Below are 16,768 nucleotides of genomic sequence, written 5' to 3'. Positions count from 1 at the left end.
CGAGGTAGATAGGGCAGGAGTGGAAGTGCCGCGAGGCATGAAGCGGACTGCTACTAATAGGTCGAGGGCTTATCTTCAAGCCACGAAGCGAGTCCGAGAGAATCGGACGGCTAGAATGTCAGGAAGTTTCTTCTGTATAGTTTTGAGAGAACATGTCTCTCAATAAGAAATCCGGTGATGATGCCTGGATGGATCCACCTGTTCCCATACCGAACACAGTAGTTAAGCATCCAGAGGCCGAAAGTACTTGCCTGGTGACGGGCTGGGAGGATAGGAAGTTGCCGGTTCGCTGAAGAAGGAGTTTGCTTATTGCAAGCTCCTTTTTCTTTTGCTATAATTCATTGTGGAGTTTTAGCGGATTGATTCATGGAGAAAGCGGGTGGTATGAATGCCGATGAAGATTGATGGAATGACACCGCATGGTGCTTCTGTTACGATGGCGCATGACCACGATGAGAAAACGCAGGGAGCCGATGCTGATTTTGGCGCGGAGCTTTTCGACCAGCAGGACAGTTTCAGTACGGAGCAGCTCGAGAAGATGCTCCAGCAGATTGACGAGCAGGGCGCGCGCCTGTCGCGCACGCCGACGTATGATGAGCTCAAGAGCTACCGTACGCTCATCAAGAATTTCGTAGGCGAGGCCGTGAGCCATATGTATGAGCTGCATACGCAGGCGGGTTGGGACCGCATGGGACGCCAGAAGGTCTATACGACGGTGCGCAAGGTGGACAAGAAGCTCGAGGAGATGGCGGAGAAGATCCGCCTCGGACAGGCGGATCAGCTCGATATCATCGCGAGCCACGATGCCATCCGCGGCATGCTGGTCGATCTCTACATGTGATGGAAATCGCTTGGCATAAAATCATCGGTCATACGAGAGCCATCGCTCGCCTGCGGACCCTGCTGCGCGAGGGACGCCTGCCGCATGCGATGCTCTTTAGCGGCCCGGAGGGCGTCGGCAAGCTCCGCGTCGCGCGAGCGCTCGCGGCATCGCTGCTCTGTCTCGGCGAGGGGGAGCTTCCCTGCGGGCGCTGCGCGTCCTGCCGGGCGCTGCGCGCGGAGGATGGCGCTCACCCGGATTTCCTGGAGCTGCATCCGGAGGGAAAGGCTGTCCAAAACATCCGCATCGACGCAATCCGCCAGATGCAGACGACTGCGGCGCGTCGGCCGACGCTTTCCCGTCGGCGCGTCGTCATCATCGATGATGCGCAGTGCATGAATGAGGCGGCGGAGAACGGCCTCTTGAAAACGCTTGAGGAGCCGTCGGGGGCTGTGACGTTCATCCTCGTGACGTCAGCAAAGACGGCATTGCTCGATACGATCATTTCCCGTTGCATGACGGTCGGTTTCGGCATGCTGCCGGAGGCGCAGCTCGCGGCGGCACTCGAAGCGCGCGGTATCTCAGCGCAGGATGCGGCGCGCCTGGCCTCCCTCTCTGACGGGAGCTTTTCCCGCGCGCTGGCGCTCGAGGCGGACGATGGCCTCATGCTGCGCGACGATGCGCTCGCCTTTCTCAGGGAGCGTGCGCGCTTCACGCCCGCGCGGGTGTTCGAGCGGGGCGCAGCTATGGGCGAATGGCCAAGGGAGCGGCTCTCCGAGTGGTTCCTCTGCTTCCATACGCTGCTGCGAGACCTGCTCGTCCTTTACGGCAACGGCGCGAGCCCGCTCCTTTACCACAAGGATCTGCGGCAGGCGCTCGCTGCACTGCTCTCTGAGTACTCGGAGCAGCGGGTGTTCGCGCTCGTGGCGCTCACGGAGGAGGCGCAGCATCGGCTGCTGTCGAATGTCAATACGCGATTGCTGGTGGAGGGCTTCTTCCTCCGCTGTATGGAACAATAGATGGAGAAAAATATGCAGACAGTCATTGGCGTCCGCTTCAAGAAAGCGGGCAAGATATATTATTTCAGCCCAGGAAAGCTCGAGATCGTGCCCGGCGATGATGTCATCGTCGAGACGGCACGTGGCGTGGAGTATGGCAAGACCGTCATCGGGCCGCGCGAGGTGCCGGATGAGGAGGTCGTGCTGCCGCTCAAGGTAGTGCATCGCAAGGCGACGGAGGCGGACGCGCGCAAGGTGGAGGAAAACCATCGGCGCGAGCAGGAAGCCTTCGCGATCTGCGAGCAGAAAATCGCGGCGCATCATCTCGAGATGAAGCTCGTCGATGTGGAGTATACGTTCGATGTGAATAAAATTGTCTTTTACTTCACGGCAGACGGGCGCGTGGACTTCCGCGAGCTCGTCAAGGACCTCGCGTCTGTGTTCCGCACGCGCATCGAGCTGCGGCAGATCGGCGTGCGTGACGAGGCGAAGCTCATGGGCGGCATCGGCTGCTGCGGCCGACCGCTCTGCTGCGCGACGTTCCTCGGAGACTTCGAGCCGGTGTCCATCCGCATGGCGAAGGAGCAGAATCTCTCGCTGAATCCGACGAAGATCTCGGGAATCTGCGGCAGGCTCATGTGCTGCCTCAAGTACGAGAGCAACTGCTACTGCGGCGGTCACTGCCCCAAGAAGGCAGTGGTGCAGGAGCCGCAGCAGGGGAGCATCGTAGCGACCATCGAGGGCGATGGCAAGGTCATCTCGACGAACGGACAGCGACGCTCGGCAACGATCCTCTTGCTGAATGGCCGTACGATCGTGGCGGCCTGGGAGGATGTCGTGGAGAAAGATCCGGAGGAGGCGGCCGCTGCGGCAGCGGCGCAGCCTGCGCACGGGGAGAAGGAAGACGGCCAGCCGACGGAGAAGCGCGGGCCACGCCGCCCGCGCCATTCGCGCGAGCACACGGGCGCGCAGGAGCATGCGCGCGGCGAGGGTGAGTCCGGTGAGCGCAAGAGCGGCCGCAGGCGGCGCAGCCGCCGTCCGCACGAGACGCGGGACGGTCAGCCGCGCAGCGCGAGACCCCGGGAGGGCCAGCCGCGCGGCGAACGCGGCGAGAGTGAGCACCGCAGCCGTCGCCGCCGTCCGCGCGACCGCCAGCCGCATGCCGCGCAGGACGGGGAGGAAAAGAAGGAATGAGGACGCCCAGCCTGAAGGAACACGAGCGGCTGGACGATTTGATGAGGAGCGGGCGGCACATCATCCAGAATACGCAGGAGTTCTGCTTTTCCCTGGATGCTGTGCTGCTCGCTCATTTTCCTGCGTTTTCGCCGCGCGCGCGCGTGCTCGAGCTCGGCACGGGCACGGGCGTGATTCCGCTACTCATCGCGGATGCGGTGCGCAGCGTTGACGCCGTGGAGCTCTCGCCCGTCATGGCGGACATCGCCGCGCGCAACGTCTGGATGAATGAGCTTGAGGAGAAGATCCGCGTACGGCAGGGGGACTACCGCGCAATCCGCTCGCTCTACGCCGCGGAGTCGTTCGACTGGGTGCTCGCGAATCCTCCCTACCGCCCTGTGTGCCAGGGGGAGATCAGCCGCCTCCAGGGCATCGCGCGCGCGCGTCATGAAATCACGGCGACGCTTGCGGATGTCGTCGCTGCCGCGCGGTACGCGCTGCGCTACGGCGGCCATTTCGCCCTCGTGCATCTGCCGGAGCGCCTCGGCGAGATCCTCGTCGCGCTGCACGCGCACCAGATGGAGGCGAAGCGGCTGCGCTTCGTACAGCCGAAGGCGGCGAAGGCGCCGAACATGGTGCTCATCGAGGCCGTCGTAGGCGCCGCGCCCGGCGGGCTGCGCGTCGCGCCGCCGCTTATCGTCCATGCGGCAGACGGCAGCTACACAGAGGAGATCCTGGATATCTACGGCAGGGAGGGACAGGCAGAATGACGGCAGCAACAGACATTGCAGCGAAAACGGAGGGGCAGCAGGGGACGCTCTACCTCTGCGCGACGCCCATCGGCAATCTCGAGGACATGACGTTGCGCGCGCTGCGCGTGCTCCGCGAGGCGGAGCTCATCGCGGCGGAGGATACGCGCCACACGCGCCAGCTCCTCACGCATTTCGATATCCATACGCGGCTCACGAGCTACCACGAGCACAACAAGGAGACGAAGGGGCCGGAGCTCATCGCCTGGCTCGCCGCGGGGCATGACCTCGTCTGCGTGAGCGACGCGGGGTTGCCGGGCATCTGTGATCCCGGCAGCCATCTCGCGCAGCTCGCGATTGCGGCGGGCATCCGCGTCTCGCCGCTCCCAGGCGCGAACGCGGGCCTTTCGGCGCTCATCTGCTCTGGGCTCGATACGACGCGCTTCACGTTCGTCGGCTTCCTGCCGAAGACGGCGAAGAGGCAGCGCGAGGTGCTCGAGGAGGTGCGGTCGCGGCGCGATACGCTGATCTTCTACGAGGCGCCGCACCATCTGCGCGCGACGCTCGCCGCGCTCGCGGCGGTGCTCGGAGAGGAGCGGCAGGCGGCGCTCGGGCGCGAGCTCACGAAGCGCTTCGAGGAGTTCGTGCGCGGCAGCCTCGGGCAGCTTTGCGCGCGCTACGCGGCGGAACAGCCGCGCGGCGAGTACGTCATCGTCGTCGCGGGCGCGGCGGAGGAGGCGGGCGAGACGGCAGCGGCGCAGCAGATGGCGCCCACAGAGCTCTACGCGCACTATCTCGCGCAGGGGTTGCCGAAGAAGGAGGCCATGCGCCAGACGGCGAAGGATCTCGGCATCAGCAGGCGGGAGGTCTATCAGCGCGTGCTCGCCGAGGAGCGGTGAGCAGGATGTGCCGGATTGGTGCGGAATATGGAGCGCTTTCCGCAGCGGAAATAGGAAGCAGGGAGCAGACGCCAAGTGCGCTGCTCCTTTTTTTCATGCGACAAATGGTATATAATAAAGACCATATATGCGCCCGTTTCATTTGCGGACGCCAAGGGAGGAACATATATGCACGAGAAGAAACCATTCTATATCACGACGCCGATCTATTATCCGAGCGCGAAGCTCCACATCGGCCACGCCTACTGCACGACGATTGCCGATGCCATCGCGCGGTTCCACCGCCTCGAGGGGGACGATGTCTTCTTCCTCACGGGCTCTGATGAGCACGGGCTCAAGATCCAGCAGAAGGCCGAGGAGGCGGGCGTGACGCCCATCGAGTACACGGACAAGATCGTCGCGGGCTTCCAGAACCTCTGGAAACGCCTCTCCATCAGCAACGATGATTTCATCCGCACGACGCAGAAGCGCCACGAGCGCGTCGTTCAGGAGATTTTCCGCCGCATCTACGCGAAGGGCGACATCTATAAGGGCGAGTACAAGGGACTCTACTGCACGCCCTGCGAGAGCTACTGGACGGAACACCAGCTCGACGAGAATGGCTGCTGCCCGGACTGCCATCGCCCGGTGCAGGAGGTCGCGGAGGAAGCGTATTTCTTCAAGATGAGCAAATACCAGGATCGCGTGCTCCAGTACATCGAGGAGCATCCTGATTTCATCCAGCCTGTGTCGCGCCGCAACGAGATGATCAATTTCATCAAGCAGGGGCTCGACGACCTCTGCATCAGCCGCACGTCGTTCAACTGGGGCATCCCCGTGCCCATCGACCCGAAGCACGTCATCTACGTCTGGTTCGACGCGCTCACGAACTATCTCACGCCGATCGGCTACCTCGACAACCCGGAGATGTTCCAGAAATACTGGCCGGCAGACCTCCACCTCGTCGGCAAGGAGATCGTGCGCTTCCATACGATCATCTGGCCGTGCATCCTCATGGCGCTCGATCTGCCGCTGCCGAAGAAGGTCTACGGCCACGGCTGGCTCATCGTCGACGGTGACAAGATGAGCAAGTCGAAGGGCAACGTCGTCGATCCCATCGGCCTCATCGACGAGTTCGGCGCCGATGCCATCCGCTATTTCCTGCTGCGCGAGATCAACCTCGGGCAGGACGGCAACTTCTCGCGCGACGCGCTCATCGGACGCATCAACAGCGACCTCGCGAACGATCTCGGCAATCTGCTGCACCGCACGCTCTCGATGACGCTGAAATTCCAGGGCGGCGTAGTCAAGGCACCTGCGGGCGAGAGCGATGTCGACCGCTCGCTCAAGGAAGACGCGCGCGAGACGGTGGCGTTCTTCGAGAAGAACATGGAGGACATGCAGCTCTCGCTGACCATCAAGAAGGTCTGGGCGTTCATCAGCCGCGCGAACAAGTACATCGACGAGACGGCGCCGTGGGCGCTCGCGAAGGATCCCGCGAAGGAGCAGGAGCTCGCGAACGTGCTCTACAATCTCACAGAGGCGCTGCGCGTCATCAGCGTGCTCATCTCGCCGTTCATGCCGACGACGGCCGTGCGCATCTGGCAGCAGCTCGGTCTCGCGCAGGACTTCGCGAGCGTCCGCACGGAGGACATCGAGCAGTGGGGCGGCGTGCCCGCGGGGCTCCATGTCGGCACGCCGGAGCAGCTCTTCCCGCGCATCGAGGTGGAAAAGGAAGAAGCTGCGCCGCAGTCCGCAGCCGCAAAGCAGGAGAAGAAAGAGAAAAAGGACAAGAAAGACAAGCAGGCGCAGGAGGCGCTGCCTGAGGGCATCATCTCCATCGACACGTTCGGCAAGGTGCAGCTGCGCGTCGCGGAGGTCAAGGCGGCCGAGCCCGTGCCAAAGGCGGACAAGCTGCTGAAGCTCACGCTCTCCCTCGGCGAGGGCGTGCCGGAGCGTCAGGTCGTCTCGGGCATCGCGCCCTGGTACGCGCCCGCGGACCTCGTCGGCAAGCACGTCGTGCTCGTCGCGAATCTCAAGCCCGCAAAGCTGCGCGGCGTGCGCTCGGAGGGCATGATCCTCGCGGCCGGCGACGGCAAGGATCTCAAGATTCTCGAGGTCGATATGCCGGCCGGCACGGAGGTCCGCTGATGGCGGAGGAGGCGGCCATCGCGCTCGTCGACACGCACACGCACCTCAACGACGAGAAGTTCGCTGCGGACGTCGAGGAGACCATCGCGCGCGCCCGCGCGGCAGGCGTCACGCGCCTCATCAACATGGGCGATACGCTGGAGAGCTCTGAGCGCGCCGTGACGCTCGCGGCCTCCCACGCGGGGCTTTACGCGGGCGTCGGCATCCATCCGGAGGAAGCCTACGAGATGACGGCGGCGGACGACGCGCGGCTCGCGGCGTGGGCCGCGCGCCCCGAGGTCGTCTGCATCGGCGAGATCGGCCTCGACTACTACTGGGTGAAGGACGAGGCGCAGCGCGCGTTGCAGCGGCGCATCTTCATCCGGCAGCTCGACCTCGCGCGCCAGCTGCACCTGCCCGTCTGCATCCACGACCGCGAGGCGCACGGTGACACGCTCGCCATCCTGAAACGCGAGGGGCGCGGCATCCCCGCTGTCCTTCACTGCTACTCGGGCAGCCGCGAGATGGCGTGCGAGTTCCTGCGTCTGGGGCTCTACCTCGGCGTCGACGGGCCGCTCACATTCAAGAACGCGGCGAAGCTCCCTGAGATCGTGCGCGCGATGCCGCTCGATCGCCTGCTCGTCGAGACGGACGCGCCCTACATGGCGCCCGTCCCCATGCGCGGCAAGCGCAACGAGCCGGCCTTCGTGCGCTACGTCGCGGAAAAGGTCGCGGCGCTGCGCGGCCTGACGCTCGCGGAGGTAGCGGCAGCCACGACGCGGAACGCGGAGACGCTCTACGGATTGGGAAAAACTCACTGATATATGGGGCATTTGCCCACCAATGATTTGCCCAGAGCGGGCACGGCAGCAGATGATTGCCGTGCCCGCTATTTTTTTGCGTTCGTGTGTTACGTCACTTAGGGAAGCACTGATCAAATGAGGTGCTCCGGATTTGCGTGGATGCGCTGTATCTCACTAGGAGATAAACCGAAAGCGTAGCGGGTTATGCCGAGGATTTGTCGACAATGGGAGGAGAGTGCAGATGCGTGAAGACGGAGTGCTGAATTAATCAATGGTTCCTTAAATGCAGGAAGGAAAAACATGAGTAATTTATATCAATTTGGTTGTCGAGCATTGAAAAAAAGAAAGGAAAGCTTTACAATGATACATATTATAATAAAAATATAATTAATATGTGGAGATGATACTTATTTTATAATGGGAGGATTTGCTGTCACGCTATGTGAAAGCATCCTTTCGCACGACAACTCTGGCAACCGTGGCAGGCAACATTGGGCAGACCATGCAGAGACTTTCTTCACTTGCAATTCTGTGGTTTGGCGCACACCTGGTCATGGATGGAGAGATAAGGAAAGGGGGCTGGATCAACATGATGCCAAAAAGATGAAGGAGGAAACGGTGAAAATCCGGGCACTCCTGGTAGCACTCCTGGTGGCCATGGTTGGCCGCTGGGCTCCGGTTGGATCGATTGGCTGCCTGATTCCTGGTGGACGATTGATCCCTTGGTGATTGAATTTTCCAAGGGGACGAAGTCTGGAACGAATAGCCATACTCATTTTGATTTCGATGGAGATGGCTTTGCAGAATATACGGAGTGGATCAGCGACACGCAGGGATTGCTTGTCTGGGATAGAAATCAAAATGGGGTCATGCTGATGAATGCAAAGATTCTCCACTTACGAGGTCTTTTTCCGGAACGCTTCACTCGTTATTAATCAACGCTTCTTTAGGGAAGCGCTGGTTAATTCAGCACTCTGCCTTTTTACTAACGTGTCCCCTGAGGAGAAGGTATGTTCTCATCTACCCAAAAGTAAGTGGTAAAATCCTCCAATTAATCAGTGATTTTTTAAAGTGGTTGCATATTATCAAAACAAGTGGAGTATCTATTCCCGTTTCCCATTTTTTAGCTTATTTTTACCTATTGAGTGGGAGCTAAAGGCTAGACGCATTGACAGAGAGGTGATTTCCTGCTATACTTGACTCGTTCTTCAAGCTGCGGAAGGGGGAATTGAATGAGTAGAAAAGAACATCTCGTCATCAAAAAGAAGACCCAGAAAATCGTTCTGTGCTTCCTGCTCGTAGCCACGATGGTATTGAGCACGGGTTTCACGCAGAACAACATCCATACCGTGACCATCTCGGTGGATGGCAAGATCATGGAAACCCGCACGACGCATACGTCACCGGACGTCATCCTCGCCCGTGCCGGCGTCAAGTTAGACAGCAAGGATGAATACACACTCAAAAAGACCGATAATCATACGCAAATCATCGTACATCGGGCTGTCCCCGTCAGCATCACCTATGAGGGACAGCAGAAAACCATCATGACCAGCAAGCCCACAGTGGGGGACATGCTCCTGGAGGAAGGATATCATCTCGAGGATATCGTCGCGAATCCGGGAATGGACACGAAAATTCAGGAAAATCTTCATATCAACGTAGACAAGACTGCGGCGAAGAAAGCAGAAGAGGCCGCGTTGCAGCAAGGAGAACAGGAAGCCAGTTTCGAGGCGATGTCGCGCGGAGCGCACAGGTACGCAAACGCGATCACGATGGAGGCGACCGCCTACCTGCCGTCGGACGGCGATGGCAGCGGCATCACGGCCTCCGGCCTCATGGCGGGCTACGGGATCGCAGCCGTCGATCCGAATGTCATTCCGCTCGGCACGCGGCTCTACATCCCCGGCTACGGGGAGGCCATCGCCGCTGATACGGGCGGCGCCATCTACGGCGACCGCATCGACCTCTGCATGGAGTCGTACAGCGAGGCCATGGCGTTCGGTCGGCGCGACGTGACCGTCTATGTACTGAACTGAGAACGAAATCCTACCGGAGGAGAAAAGTCTTTTCTGGTAGGATTATTCTTTTACATGCGCTCCTCGCGATGGGAGAGGCGCAGAACAAACGTCCTTTGGGAGGAGCGCTGAAAAGAAGGCTCGCAGGGAGAAGCGGCAGGCGCGGTGTGCCTGCCGCTTTTCGTGTATTGTTTTTTCCTGATACACTGCTATAATGAAATGAAGTGTATCAATAAAAACGAGGAGGATTTGGGATGAAACGGATGGAGCGGATTTTTGCCTATGTGGAGGCGGAGTCGGCGAAATTTACGAAGGAAACGTTGCATGAGCGCGGCGGACTCGATGCGCAGGAGATCGCGGACGTGCTCGGCATCCTGCGCAACAATGTCTCGAAGGAGCTCAACGCGCTGTTCCGTGAGGATCGCATCGTGAAGTTCGGCGGGCGGCCCGTGCGCTACTTTGAGCGGGCGGCACTCGAGAAGCTGCTCGGCGCGCCTCTGCCTGCGGGGCCGCTCGCCTATGAGAGCGTCGCGGCATGCGAGAAGGAACTCACGGCGCAGCAGCAGCCGGAGAATCCCTTTGACGCGCTCATCGGCGCGCACCGCAGTCTCAAGCGGCAGGTCGAGCAGGCAAAGGCCGCGATCCTCTACCCGCCGGACGGACTGCATACGCTCATCGTCGGACAGACGGGCGTCGGCAAGACGCTCTTCGCGCACCTCATGTTCGCCTACGGCAAGGCGATGGAGCGCTTCGCGCCGGACGCGCCGTTCGTGACGTTCAACTGCGCCGATTACTACAACAACCCGCAGCTCCTGCTCTCCCATGTCTTCGGCCATATCAAGGGAGCTTTCACGGGCGCTGACCAGGCGAAGGCGGGACTCGTCGAGCAGGCGGACGGCGGCGTCCTCTTCCTCGACGAGATTCACCGCCTGCCGCCTGAGGGGCAGGAGATGATCTTCTACTTCATGGACACGGGGACGTTCAGCCGCCTCGGCGAGACGACGCGCGACCGCCATGCCAAAGTGCTCATCATCGGCGCGACGACGGAGGACCCGAACTCAGCGCTCACGAAGACCTTTGTGCGGCGCATCCCGAACATCATCACGATCCCCTCGCTCGCATCGCGAACGCTCGGTGAGAAGCTCGACATCGTCAAGCTCCTCTTCACCGATGAGGCGCAGCGCGTGAAAAAGCCCATCCGCATCAGTGTAGAGGCCGTCAAGAGCCTGCTCGGCAGCATCGGCGCGGGCAATGTCGGTCAGATCAAGAGCAACATCAAGCTGCTCTGCGCGCAGGCGTTCCTCAACGGCATCGACAACCCGGACTACATCGAGGTCGATTTCAAGATGCTGCCGCAGACCATCAAGAACGGCCTGCTGACGCTCTCGGCGAACCGCCAGGCGCTCGCGGAGCTCACGCAGTACCTCGCCGAGCCGCTCGTTGTCGAGCCGCCGGGCAGGCGGCGCGCGCGTGCGGAGGAGGAAGAGTCCGACAAGAAGTCTTTTAACCTCTACCGCGTCGTCGAGGACAAGGTCGAACTCCTGAAGGGCGAAGGCATCAGCGATGACCTCATCAAGCAGATCGTCGCGACGGACGTCAACGTCTATATCAAGTCGCTCTACGACAAGCGCGCGAGCATCAACCTCTCGACGCGCGAGCGCCTGCTCAAGATCGTCGATGAGCCGCTCGTCGACTTCTCCGAGCAGATCGCGCTCTACGTGAGCAAGCGCCTCAACCGCAGCTACCGCGACCGCTTCCTCTACGCGTTCAGCCTGCATCTCTCTGCCTTCCTCAAGCGGCTCAAGGACAAGGAGCCTGTGCCCTACTCCGAAATCGCGGGCGCGATCGAGCGCGACTCCCTGCACTACCAGGTCGCGCTCGAGATCAAAGCGCGCATCGAAAAGCATTACCGCGTGACCGTGCCGCCGACGGAGGTCGAGTACATCGCGCTCCTGCTCGAGTCCGCGGAGGATGAGGATCTCGAGGAGAAAATCACGATCCTCGTCGCCATGCACGGCGCTACGACGGCGAGCTCGATGGTCGAGGTCGCGCAAAAGCTCTTCAACACACAGGACACGAATCTCATCCCCATCGACATGCCGCTCGAGAAGAACCCGCAGGAGCTCGCGCAGAAGGTCATCACGATGCTGCGCGGCATGAACTGCCGCACGGGCGTGCTGATCCTCGCCGATATGGGCTCGCTCGTGAGCCTCGGCGCGCAGATCTCTGAGACACTCGGCATCCCCGTGCGCACCATCGATATGGTATCGACGCCGCTCATCCTCGAGGCCATGCGCAAGGCGGATATCGTCGGCATGGATCTCGACAGCATCTACGAGTCGCTCAGAAGCTTCCGCGGCTATGAGGCCGTGGACTTTGCGGAGCACCGCGCGGCGGACGGGCGGCAGGAGGCCATCGTGACCATCTGCTCGACAGGCAAGGGCGCGGCGCTCAAGCTCAAATCGCTCGTCGAGGAGGTGCTGAAGAGTGCGGGAAAACCACTGGCCGTCCTGCCCGTCGGTCTCACGCATCTCGAGGAGCATCTGCAGGAGCTCCAGGGAGAGTACGCCATCCGCGCCGCCATCGGCATGAAGAAGCCGGCGCTGCCCATCCCGTTCATTCCGCTCGAGGAGTTCATCGACGGTGCGGGCGAGCAGCGGCTGCTCAGCCTCGTGCGCGTGCAGGAACCACGCGAGGAGAGGGGCAGCGCGGACGAGCGCGAGCAGAAGAGCGTCGTCGTGCGTCGTCTCTGCGAGGAGTCCCTCGAGAAATTCCTCACCTACCTCAATCCCGCGAAGGTCATGGACAGCCTTATGGAGTTCGACCGCGTCCTCGAGGCGGAGCTCGGGAAGCACTTCTCCAACCCCGTGCGCATCCGCATCATCGTCCACTGCGGCTGCGCGCTCGAGCGCATCGTCACACGCAGCCCGTTGCACTTCGATAAGAACAAGCAAGAGATTGATACACAAAAGCTTTCTGCGATACAAAAAGCCGTCAAGATATTCGAGAAAACGCTGAAACTCAGGTTTGACGCGGATGAGCTCTGTTTTATGGCGGAAATGATTTGAAATAATTCCTAAAAGGAAAGATGAGAAAATACACTAAGGCGCAGAGTAAACGCTTTAGTGTATTTTTCGTTGCGGGGTCGCGTGCAAATGAGAAAAATCAGTATTAATTTTCCACCACAGTGTATCAATTTCAAAAGAAAGAGTATTGAAAATCTGAAAACTTGCAGGAAACATGGTGATATTTTGGGAGCGTTCGCCTTTTTTGTGGATGATACACAAAGTTGGCACGTCGTATGCAATATAAACGGGTGTATTTATGAATTCTGGAATCCCAAGGGAGGGAACCACATGTTTGGTATTATCGTTGGTACGCATGGGCGTTTCGCGGAGGAGCTTGTGAAGTCCTGCGAGATGATCTGCGGCGAACAGAAGAACGTCCGGGCGGTTACGCTCGTTCCGGGCGAGGGCCCTGATGATGTCGTGAAGAAGTACGAGGCAGCGATCGCCGAGCTCAACTGCGAGGGCGGCGTCCTGTTCCTCAACGACCTCTTCGGCGGCAGCCCGTACAACGCTGCCTGCCGTCTCGTCATGACGAACGAGGACTACGGCATCGTGACGGGTGTCAATCTGCCAATGCTCATCGAGATGGCGAGCGCGCAGCTCGTCGATGACGGATCGGACATCCAGGCGCTCATGGAGAAGGCTGTGGCCGCTGGCAAGAACGGAACGCAGACGTTCCATTCCAGCCAGATCGCAGAAGACGAGGAGGATGATTTATAATGAAAATCGTATTAGCACGTATCGACGACCGTCTCATCCATGGACAGGTCGTCACGGTCTGGTCCAAGGTCACGAACTGCCAGCGCATCATCGTCTGCGATGATGAGGTCGCAAACGACACGATCCGCGCGACGCTCCTCAAGCAGGTCGCGCCCGCGGGCATGAAGAGCCATGTCGTCACGCTCGACAAGGCCATCCGCGTCTACAACAACCCGAAGTACGAAAATGACCGTTGCCTGCTGCTCTTCACGAACCCGTCGAGCGTGCTCTATCTCGTTGAGCACGGCGTCGACATCAAGAGCGTCAACATCGGCGGCATGAGCTTCCACGAGGGCAAGACGCAGGTCACGAGCGCCGTCTCCGTTGACGACAAGGACATCGATGCGTTCAAGAAGCTCGATGAGAAGGGCATTGAGCTTGAGATTCGCAAGGTGGACACGGATAAGAAGCTTATGATGATGGATGTGCTGAGCAAGCTCTGATTCATTTCATCATACATGGGGCCGCTCTGTTTTGCGAACGGCTTCACAGGGGGATTTATCCAAATTTTTCAAAATGGAGGGACACATTATGGAACTCAGTACAATTCAAGTGTTGCTCATCTTTATCTTCGGCACTATCGCCGGTATGGGCTCGTGCCTCGATGAGCTGCAGACGCACCGTCCGCTCATTGCCTGCACTGTGACCGGACTGATTCTCGGAGATATGACGACTGGTATCATCATCGGCGGCACTTTGGAACTCATGGCTCTCGGCTGGATGAACATCGGCGCGGCCATCGCGCCGGATGCGGCACTCGCCTCCGTCGTTTCGACGATTCTTGTCATCGCGGGCCATCAGGACGTGGCAACCGGTATCGGCATCGCGATGCCGCTCGCAGCCGCAGGTCAGGTTCTCGCTATCTTCTGCAAAACGATTTCCGTCGTCTTCCAGCATCGCGCTGACCACTATGCAGAGAAGGGCAGCCTCCGCGGCATCGACTTCTGCCACTATGGCGCTCTGATTCTGCAGGGCCTCCGCGTCGGCATTCCGGCCGTGATTGTCGCTGCTTCCGTCGGTACGGGCGCTGTGCAGGCCATGCTCGATGCCATTCCGCCGGTCATCACGGGTGGCCTCCAGGTCGCCGGCGGCTTCATCGTCGTCGTTGGTTATGCGATGGTCATCAACATGATGGGCGCGAAGTACCTCATGCCGTTCTTCTTCCTCGGCTTCGTCGTCGCGGCGTTCACGACGTTCAACCTCGTTGCGCTCGGCGTCATCGGCCTCGTTCTCGCGATTGTCTATCTGCAGCTCAATCCGAAGTATGCGCAGGTGGCTGCCGCTCCGGCTGCTGCTGCCGCTCCCTCGGATGCCGATGACGATCTCGACGACGAACTCGACTGATTGGTGAGGAGGAGTACAATCATGGAAAAGAAGATTACCAGCAATGATTTTTTCTGGACGTTCATCCGTTCCAATTTCCTTCAGGCATCGTGGAACATGGAGCGCATGCAGGCACTCGGCTATTGCTTCGGCATGGTGCCGATCCTGCGCCGCCTCTATACGGGCGAGGAACTCAAACAGGCCATCAAGCGTCATCTCGAGTTCTATAACACGCAGCCGTTCGTCACGGCGCCGATCATCGGCATCACGGCGGCCCTCGAGGAGAAGAAGGCCAACGGCGCGGATATCCCTGACGGCGTCATCAACGGCATCAAAGTCGGCATGATGGGTCCGCTCGCCGGCGTCGGCGACCCGATCTTCTGGGGCACGCTGCGTCCGATCACGGCGGCGCTCGGCGCTTCCTTCGCGCTCTCCGGCTCCATCCTCGGCCCGATTCTCTTCTTCGTCCTCTTCAATGCCGTTCGCCTCTGGGTGCGCTGGTACGGTATCAAGTACGGCTACTCCAAGGGCACGGACATCGTGCAGGATGTCGCCGGCAACAAGCTCCAGAAGCTCACGGAGGGCGCTTCCATCCTAGGCCTCTTCGTCATGGGCGCGCTCGTCAACAAATGGACGAGCGTCAACATCCCGGTCGTCGTCTCGAGTATCACGAACGCTAAGGGCGAAGTCGTCGTCACGACGGTGCAGTCGATCCTCGATCAGCTCATGCCGGGCCTCGTGCCGCTGCTCATGACGTTCGCGTGCATGGCGCTGCTCAAGCGGAAAGTCAACGCGATCTGGATCATCTTCGGTCTCTTCGCCCTCGGCATCATCTGCTTTGCCCTCGGCATCATGAATGTGAAGTAATCCTACCATTTGAACCATACGCTGAAACCTCGGGGAAGAGGGGCTGCGATTCCGGCAGCCCCTTTTCTCTGCGTCGATAAAATGGCGGAAACAGCTTTACATTTTACCTTCGATTCACTAAAATAGAGAAGGTAATAAGCACGCAGAGATAGAAGATAGTTCCGCAGTACAGGAGAGATGTAGAAATGATCAAAAAAGCGATTGCCATCATGACGTCCGGCGGCGACAGCCCGGGCATGAACGCGGCGGCGCGTGCCGTCGTGCGCACGGCGCTCTATGAGGGCGTGCAGGTCTACGGTATCAAGGACGGCTATGACGGCATGCTCAAGGACGATATCGTCGAGCTCACGAGCCGCAGCGTCAGCGACATCATCCAGCGCGGCGGCACGTTCCTCGGGACGGCGCGCTGCCCGGAGTTCAAGACGCCGGAGGGGCGCCGCAAAGGCTATGAGAACCTCAAGAAGCGCGGCGTCGAAGGCCTCGTGATCATCGGCGGCGACGGCAGCCTCACGGGCGGCTCGTTGCTCTCGAAGGAGACGGGTATCCCCATCGTCGGCCTGCCCGGCACGATCGACAACGATGTCTGGGGCACGGACTATACGATCGGCTGCGACACGGCGGCGAACACGATCGTCGATGCGCTCAACAAGCTGCGCGATACGGCATCGGCGCACCGCCGCATCATGATCGTTGAGGTCATGGGTCATAAGTCCGGCTGGCTCGCCATGGAGTCCGGCATCGCGGGCGGCGCGGAGTACGTGCTCGTGCCGGAGGTCAAGTACGACCTCGATCAGATGTGCGAGGATATCAAGGCACAGTACGCGGCCGGCAAGCGCTACAGCATCATCGTGATCGCTGAGGGCGCGGGCGACGGCATGGGCCTCGGCAAGATCGTCGAGGAGAAGACAGGCATCGACACGCGCGTCTCCGTGCTCGGCCATATCCAGCGCGGCGGCTCGCCGACGGTCGAGGATCGCATGAAGGCCTCGATGCTCGGCGAGAAGGCGGCGCTCGCGCTGATCTCCGGCGCGTCGGACGTCGTGTTCGGCTTCGAGCAGGGCAAGGTCGTCTCGATCAATCTCTTTGACTCCGTCAATAACAAGAAAACACTCGATCCCGAGCTCGTGCGCCTCGCGCGCGTGCTCGCGTAAGATCTCCACGTACAAGGCTGTATGGAACGCG

Annotated in this window: 15 protein-coding genes and 1 rRNA gene; all 16 read left to right on the top strand. The window is 60.3% G+C overall.

All coding sequences use genetic code 11. The annotated features are described in order from the left end of the window. Positions 1–170 precede the first annotated feature (170 nt). The 16 genes from rrf (at position 171) to pfkA (ending at position 16,737) form a co-directional block, all read left to right on the top strand. Positions 171–287 (top strand): 5S ribosomal RNA (gene rrf / locus F599_RS0108495). Between the two features lie 101 nt (positions 288–388). Next, positions 389–841, top strand: coding sequence for a YaaR family protein (locus tag F599_RS0108490; RefSeq protein ID WP_033369290.1), 453 nt, complete (start codon positions 389–391; stop codon positions 839–841). Beyond that, positions 841–1,839 (top strand): DNA polymerase III subunit delta', encoded by a 999-nt coding sequence (holB, locus tag F599_RS0108485; protein WP_019543098.1) that lies wholly within the window; start codon positions 841–843, stop codon positions 1,837–1,839. Before F599_RS0108490 ends, holB begins: the two co-directional genes overlap by 1 nt. Positions 1,840–1,851: 12 nt before the next feature. Continuing rightward, positions 1,852–3,012 (top strand): PSP1 domain-containing protein, encoded by a 1,161-nt coding sequence (locus F599_RS13980; RefSeq protein ID WP_081626363.1) that lies wholly within the window; start codon positions 1,852–1,854, stop codon positions 3,010–3,012. After that, positions 3,009–3,761 (top strand): tRNA1(Val) (adenine(37)-N6)-methyltransferase, encoded by a 753-nt coding sequence (locus F599_RS0108475; RefSeq protein ID WP_019543096.1) that lies wholly within the window; start codon positions 3,009–3,011, stop codon positions 3,759–3,761. The genes F599_RS13980 and F599_RS0108475 overlap by 4 nt, the downstream gene beginning before the upstream one ends. Next, the gene (gene rsmI, locus F599_RS0108470; protein ID WP_019543095.1) at positions 3,758–4,639 is read left to right on the top strand and encodes a 16S rRNA (cytidine(1402)-2'-O)-methyltransferase; all 882 of its coding nucleotides are present in this window, start codon (positions 3,758–3,760) and stop codon (positions 4,637–4,639) included. The genes F599_RS0108475 and rsmI overlap by 4 nt, the downstream gene beginning before the upstream one ends. Positions 4,640–4,807: 168 nt before the next feature. Continuing rightward, positions 4,808–6,769, top strand: coding sequence for a methionine--tRNA ligase (metG, locus tag F599_RS0108465; protein ID WP_019543094.1), 1,962 nt, complete (start codon positions 4,808–4,810; stop codon positions 6,767–6,769). Beyond that, positions 6,769–7,569, top strand: coding sequence for a TatD family hydrolase (locus tag F599_RS0108460; RefSeq protein WP_019543093.1), 801 nt, complete (start codon positions 6,769–6,771; stop codon positions 7,567–7,569). Before metG ends, F599_RS0108460 begins: the two co-directional genes overlap by 1 nt. A 704-nt stretch (positions 7,570–8,273) precedes the next feature. Next, a complete protein-coding gene (locus F599_RS15560; RefSeq protein WP_156021978.1) occupies positions 8,274–8,486 on the top strand; it encodes a hypothetical protein in 213 nt (70 codons plus the stop codon). A 297-nt stretch (positions 8,487–8,783) separates the two neighbouring features. After that, complete coding sequence (locus F599_RS0108450; RefSeq protein WP_019543092.1) at positions 8,784–9,590, top strand: G5 and 3D domain-containing protein; 807 nt, start codon at positions 8,784–8,786, stop codon at positions 9,588–9,590. A 233-nt stretch (positions 9,591–9,823) separates the two neighbouring features. Then, complete coding sequence (locus F599_RS0108445) at positions 9,824–12,637, top strand: sigma-54-dependent transcriptional regulator (RefSeq protein WP_019543091.1); 2,814 nt, start codon at positions 9,824–9,826, stop codon at positions 12,635–12,637. A gap of 288 nt (positions 12,638–12,925) precedes the next feature. After that, a complete protein-coding gene (locus F599_RS0108440; RefSeq protein ID WP_019543090.1) occupies positions 12,926–13,357 on the top strand; it encodes a PTS sugar transporter subunit IIA in 432 nt (143 codons plus the stop codon). Next, complete coding sequence (locus F599_RS0108435) at positions 13,357–13,839, top strand: mannose/fructose/sorbose PTS transporter subunit IIB (RefSeq protein WP_019543089.1); 483 nt, start codon at positions 13,357–13,359, stop codon at positions 13,837–13,839. Before F599_RS0108440 ends, F599_RS0108435 begins: the two co-directional genes overlap by 1 nt. An 88-nt stretch (positions 13,840–13,927) precedes the next feature. Beyond that, positions 13,928–14,740: a PTS mannose/fructose/sorbose transporter subunit IIC gene (locus F599_RS0108430; protein WP_026327909.1), complete on the top strand. Its 813-nt coding sequence runs from the start codon at positions 13,928–13,930 to the stop codon at positions 14,738–14,740. Between the two features lie 21 nt (positions 14,741–14,761). Continuing rightward, on the top strand, positions 14,762–15,586 hold the full coding sequence (gene manZ, locus F599_RS0108425) for a PTS mannose transporter subunit IID (RefSeq protein WP_019543087.1): 825 nt from the start codon (positions 14,762–14,764) through the stop codon (positions 15,584–15,586). A gap of 185 nt (positions 15,587–15,771) precedes the next feature. Next, on the top strand, positions 15,772–16,737 hold the full coding sequence (pfkA, locus tag F599_RS0108420; RefSeq protein ID WP_019543086.1) for a 6-phosphofructokinase: 966 nt from the start codon (positions 15,772–15,774) through the stop codon (positions 16,735–16,737). Positions 16,738–16,768: the final 31 nt, after the last annotated feature.

This window comes from Selenomonas bovis DSM 23594 (genome assembly GCF_000381005.1).
GTDB classification, from domain to species: Bacteria; Bacillota; Negativicutes; order Selenomonadales; family Selenomonadaceae; genus Selenomonas_C; species Selenomonas_C bovis.
This window is presented reverse-complemented; position numbering and strand designations above follow the sequence as displayed.

Bases quoted from the DNA above. Each gene is read 5' to 3' on its own strand.
- F599_RS0108460 (WP_019543093.1), top strand. From the start codon at position 6,769: ATGGCGGAGGAGGCGGCCATCGCGCTCGTCGACACGCACACGCACCTC.
- pfkA (WP_019543086.1), top strand. From the start codon at position 15,772: ATGATCAAAAAAGCGATTGCCATCATGACGTCCGGCGGCGACAGCCCG.
- F599_RS0108445 (WP_019543091.1), top strand. From the start codon at position 9,824: ATGAAACGGATGGAGCGGATTTTTGCCTATGTGGAGGCGGAGTCGGCG.
- F599_RS0108490 (WP_033369290.1), top strand. From the start codon at position 389: ATGCCGATGAAGATTGATGGAATGACACCGCATGGTGCTTCTGTTACG.
- F599_RS0108450 (WP_019543092.1), top strand. From the start codon at position 8,784: ATGAGTAGAAAAGAACATCTCGTCATCAAAAAGAAGACCCAGAAAATC.
- F599_RS13980 (WP_081626363.1), top strand. From the start codon at position 1,852: ATGCAGACAGTCATTGGCGTCCGCTTCAAGAAAGCGGGCAAGATATAT.
- F599_RS0108435 (WP_019543089.1), top strand. From the start codon at position 13,357: ATGAAAATCGTATTAGCACGTATCGACGACCGTCTCATCCATGGACAG.
- F599_RS0108475 (WP_019543096.1), top strand. From the start codon at position 3,009: ATGAGGACGCCCAGCCTGAAGGAACACGAGCGGCTGGACGATTTGATG.
- manZ (WP_019543087.1), top strand. From the start codon at position 14,762: ATGGAAAAGAAGATTACCAGCAATGATTTTTTCTGGACGTTCATCCGT.
- rsmI (WP_019543095.1), top strand. From the start codon at position 3,758: ATGACGGCAGCAACAGACATTGCAGCGAAAACGGAGGGGCAGCAGGGG.
- holB (WP_019543098.1), top strand. From the start codon at position 841: ATGGAAATCGCTTGGCATAAAATCATCGGTCATACGAGAGCCATCGCT.
- F599_RS0108440 (WP_019543090.1), top strand. From the start codon at position 12,926: ATGTTTGGTATTATCGTTGGTACGCATGGGCGTTTCGCGGAGGAGCTT.
- F599_RS0108430 (WP_026327909.1), top strand. From the start codon at position 13,928: ATGGAACTCAGTACAATTCAAGTGTTGCTCATCTTTATCTTCGGCACT.
- metG (WP_019543094.1), top strand. From the start codon at position 4,808: ATGCACGAGAAGAAACCATTCTATATCACGACGCCGATCTATTATCCG.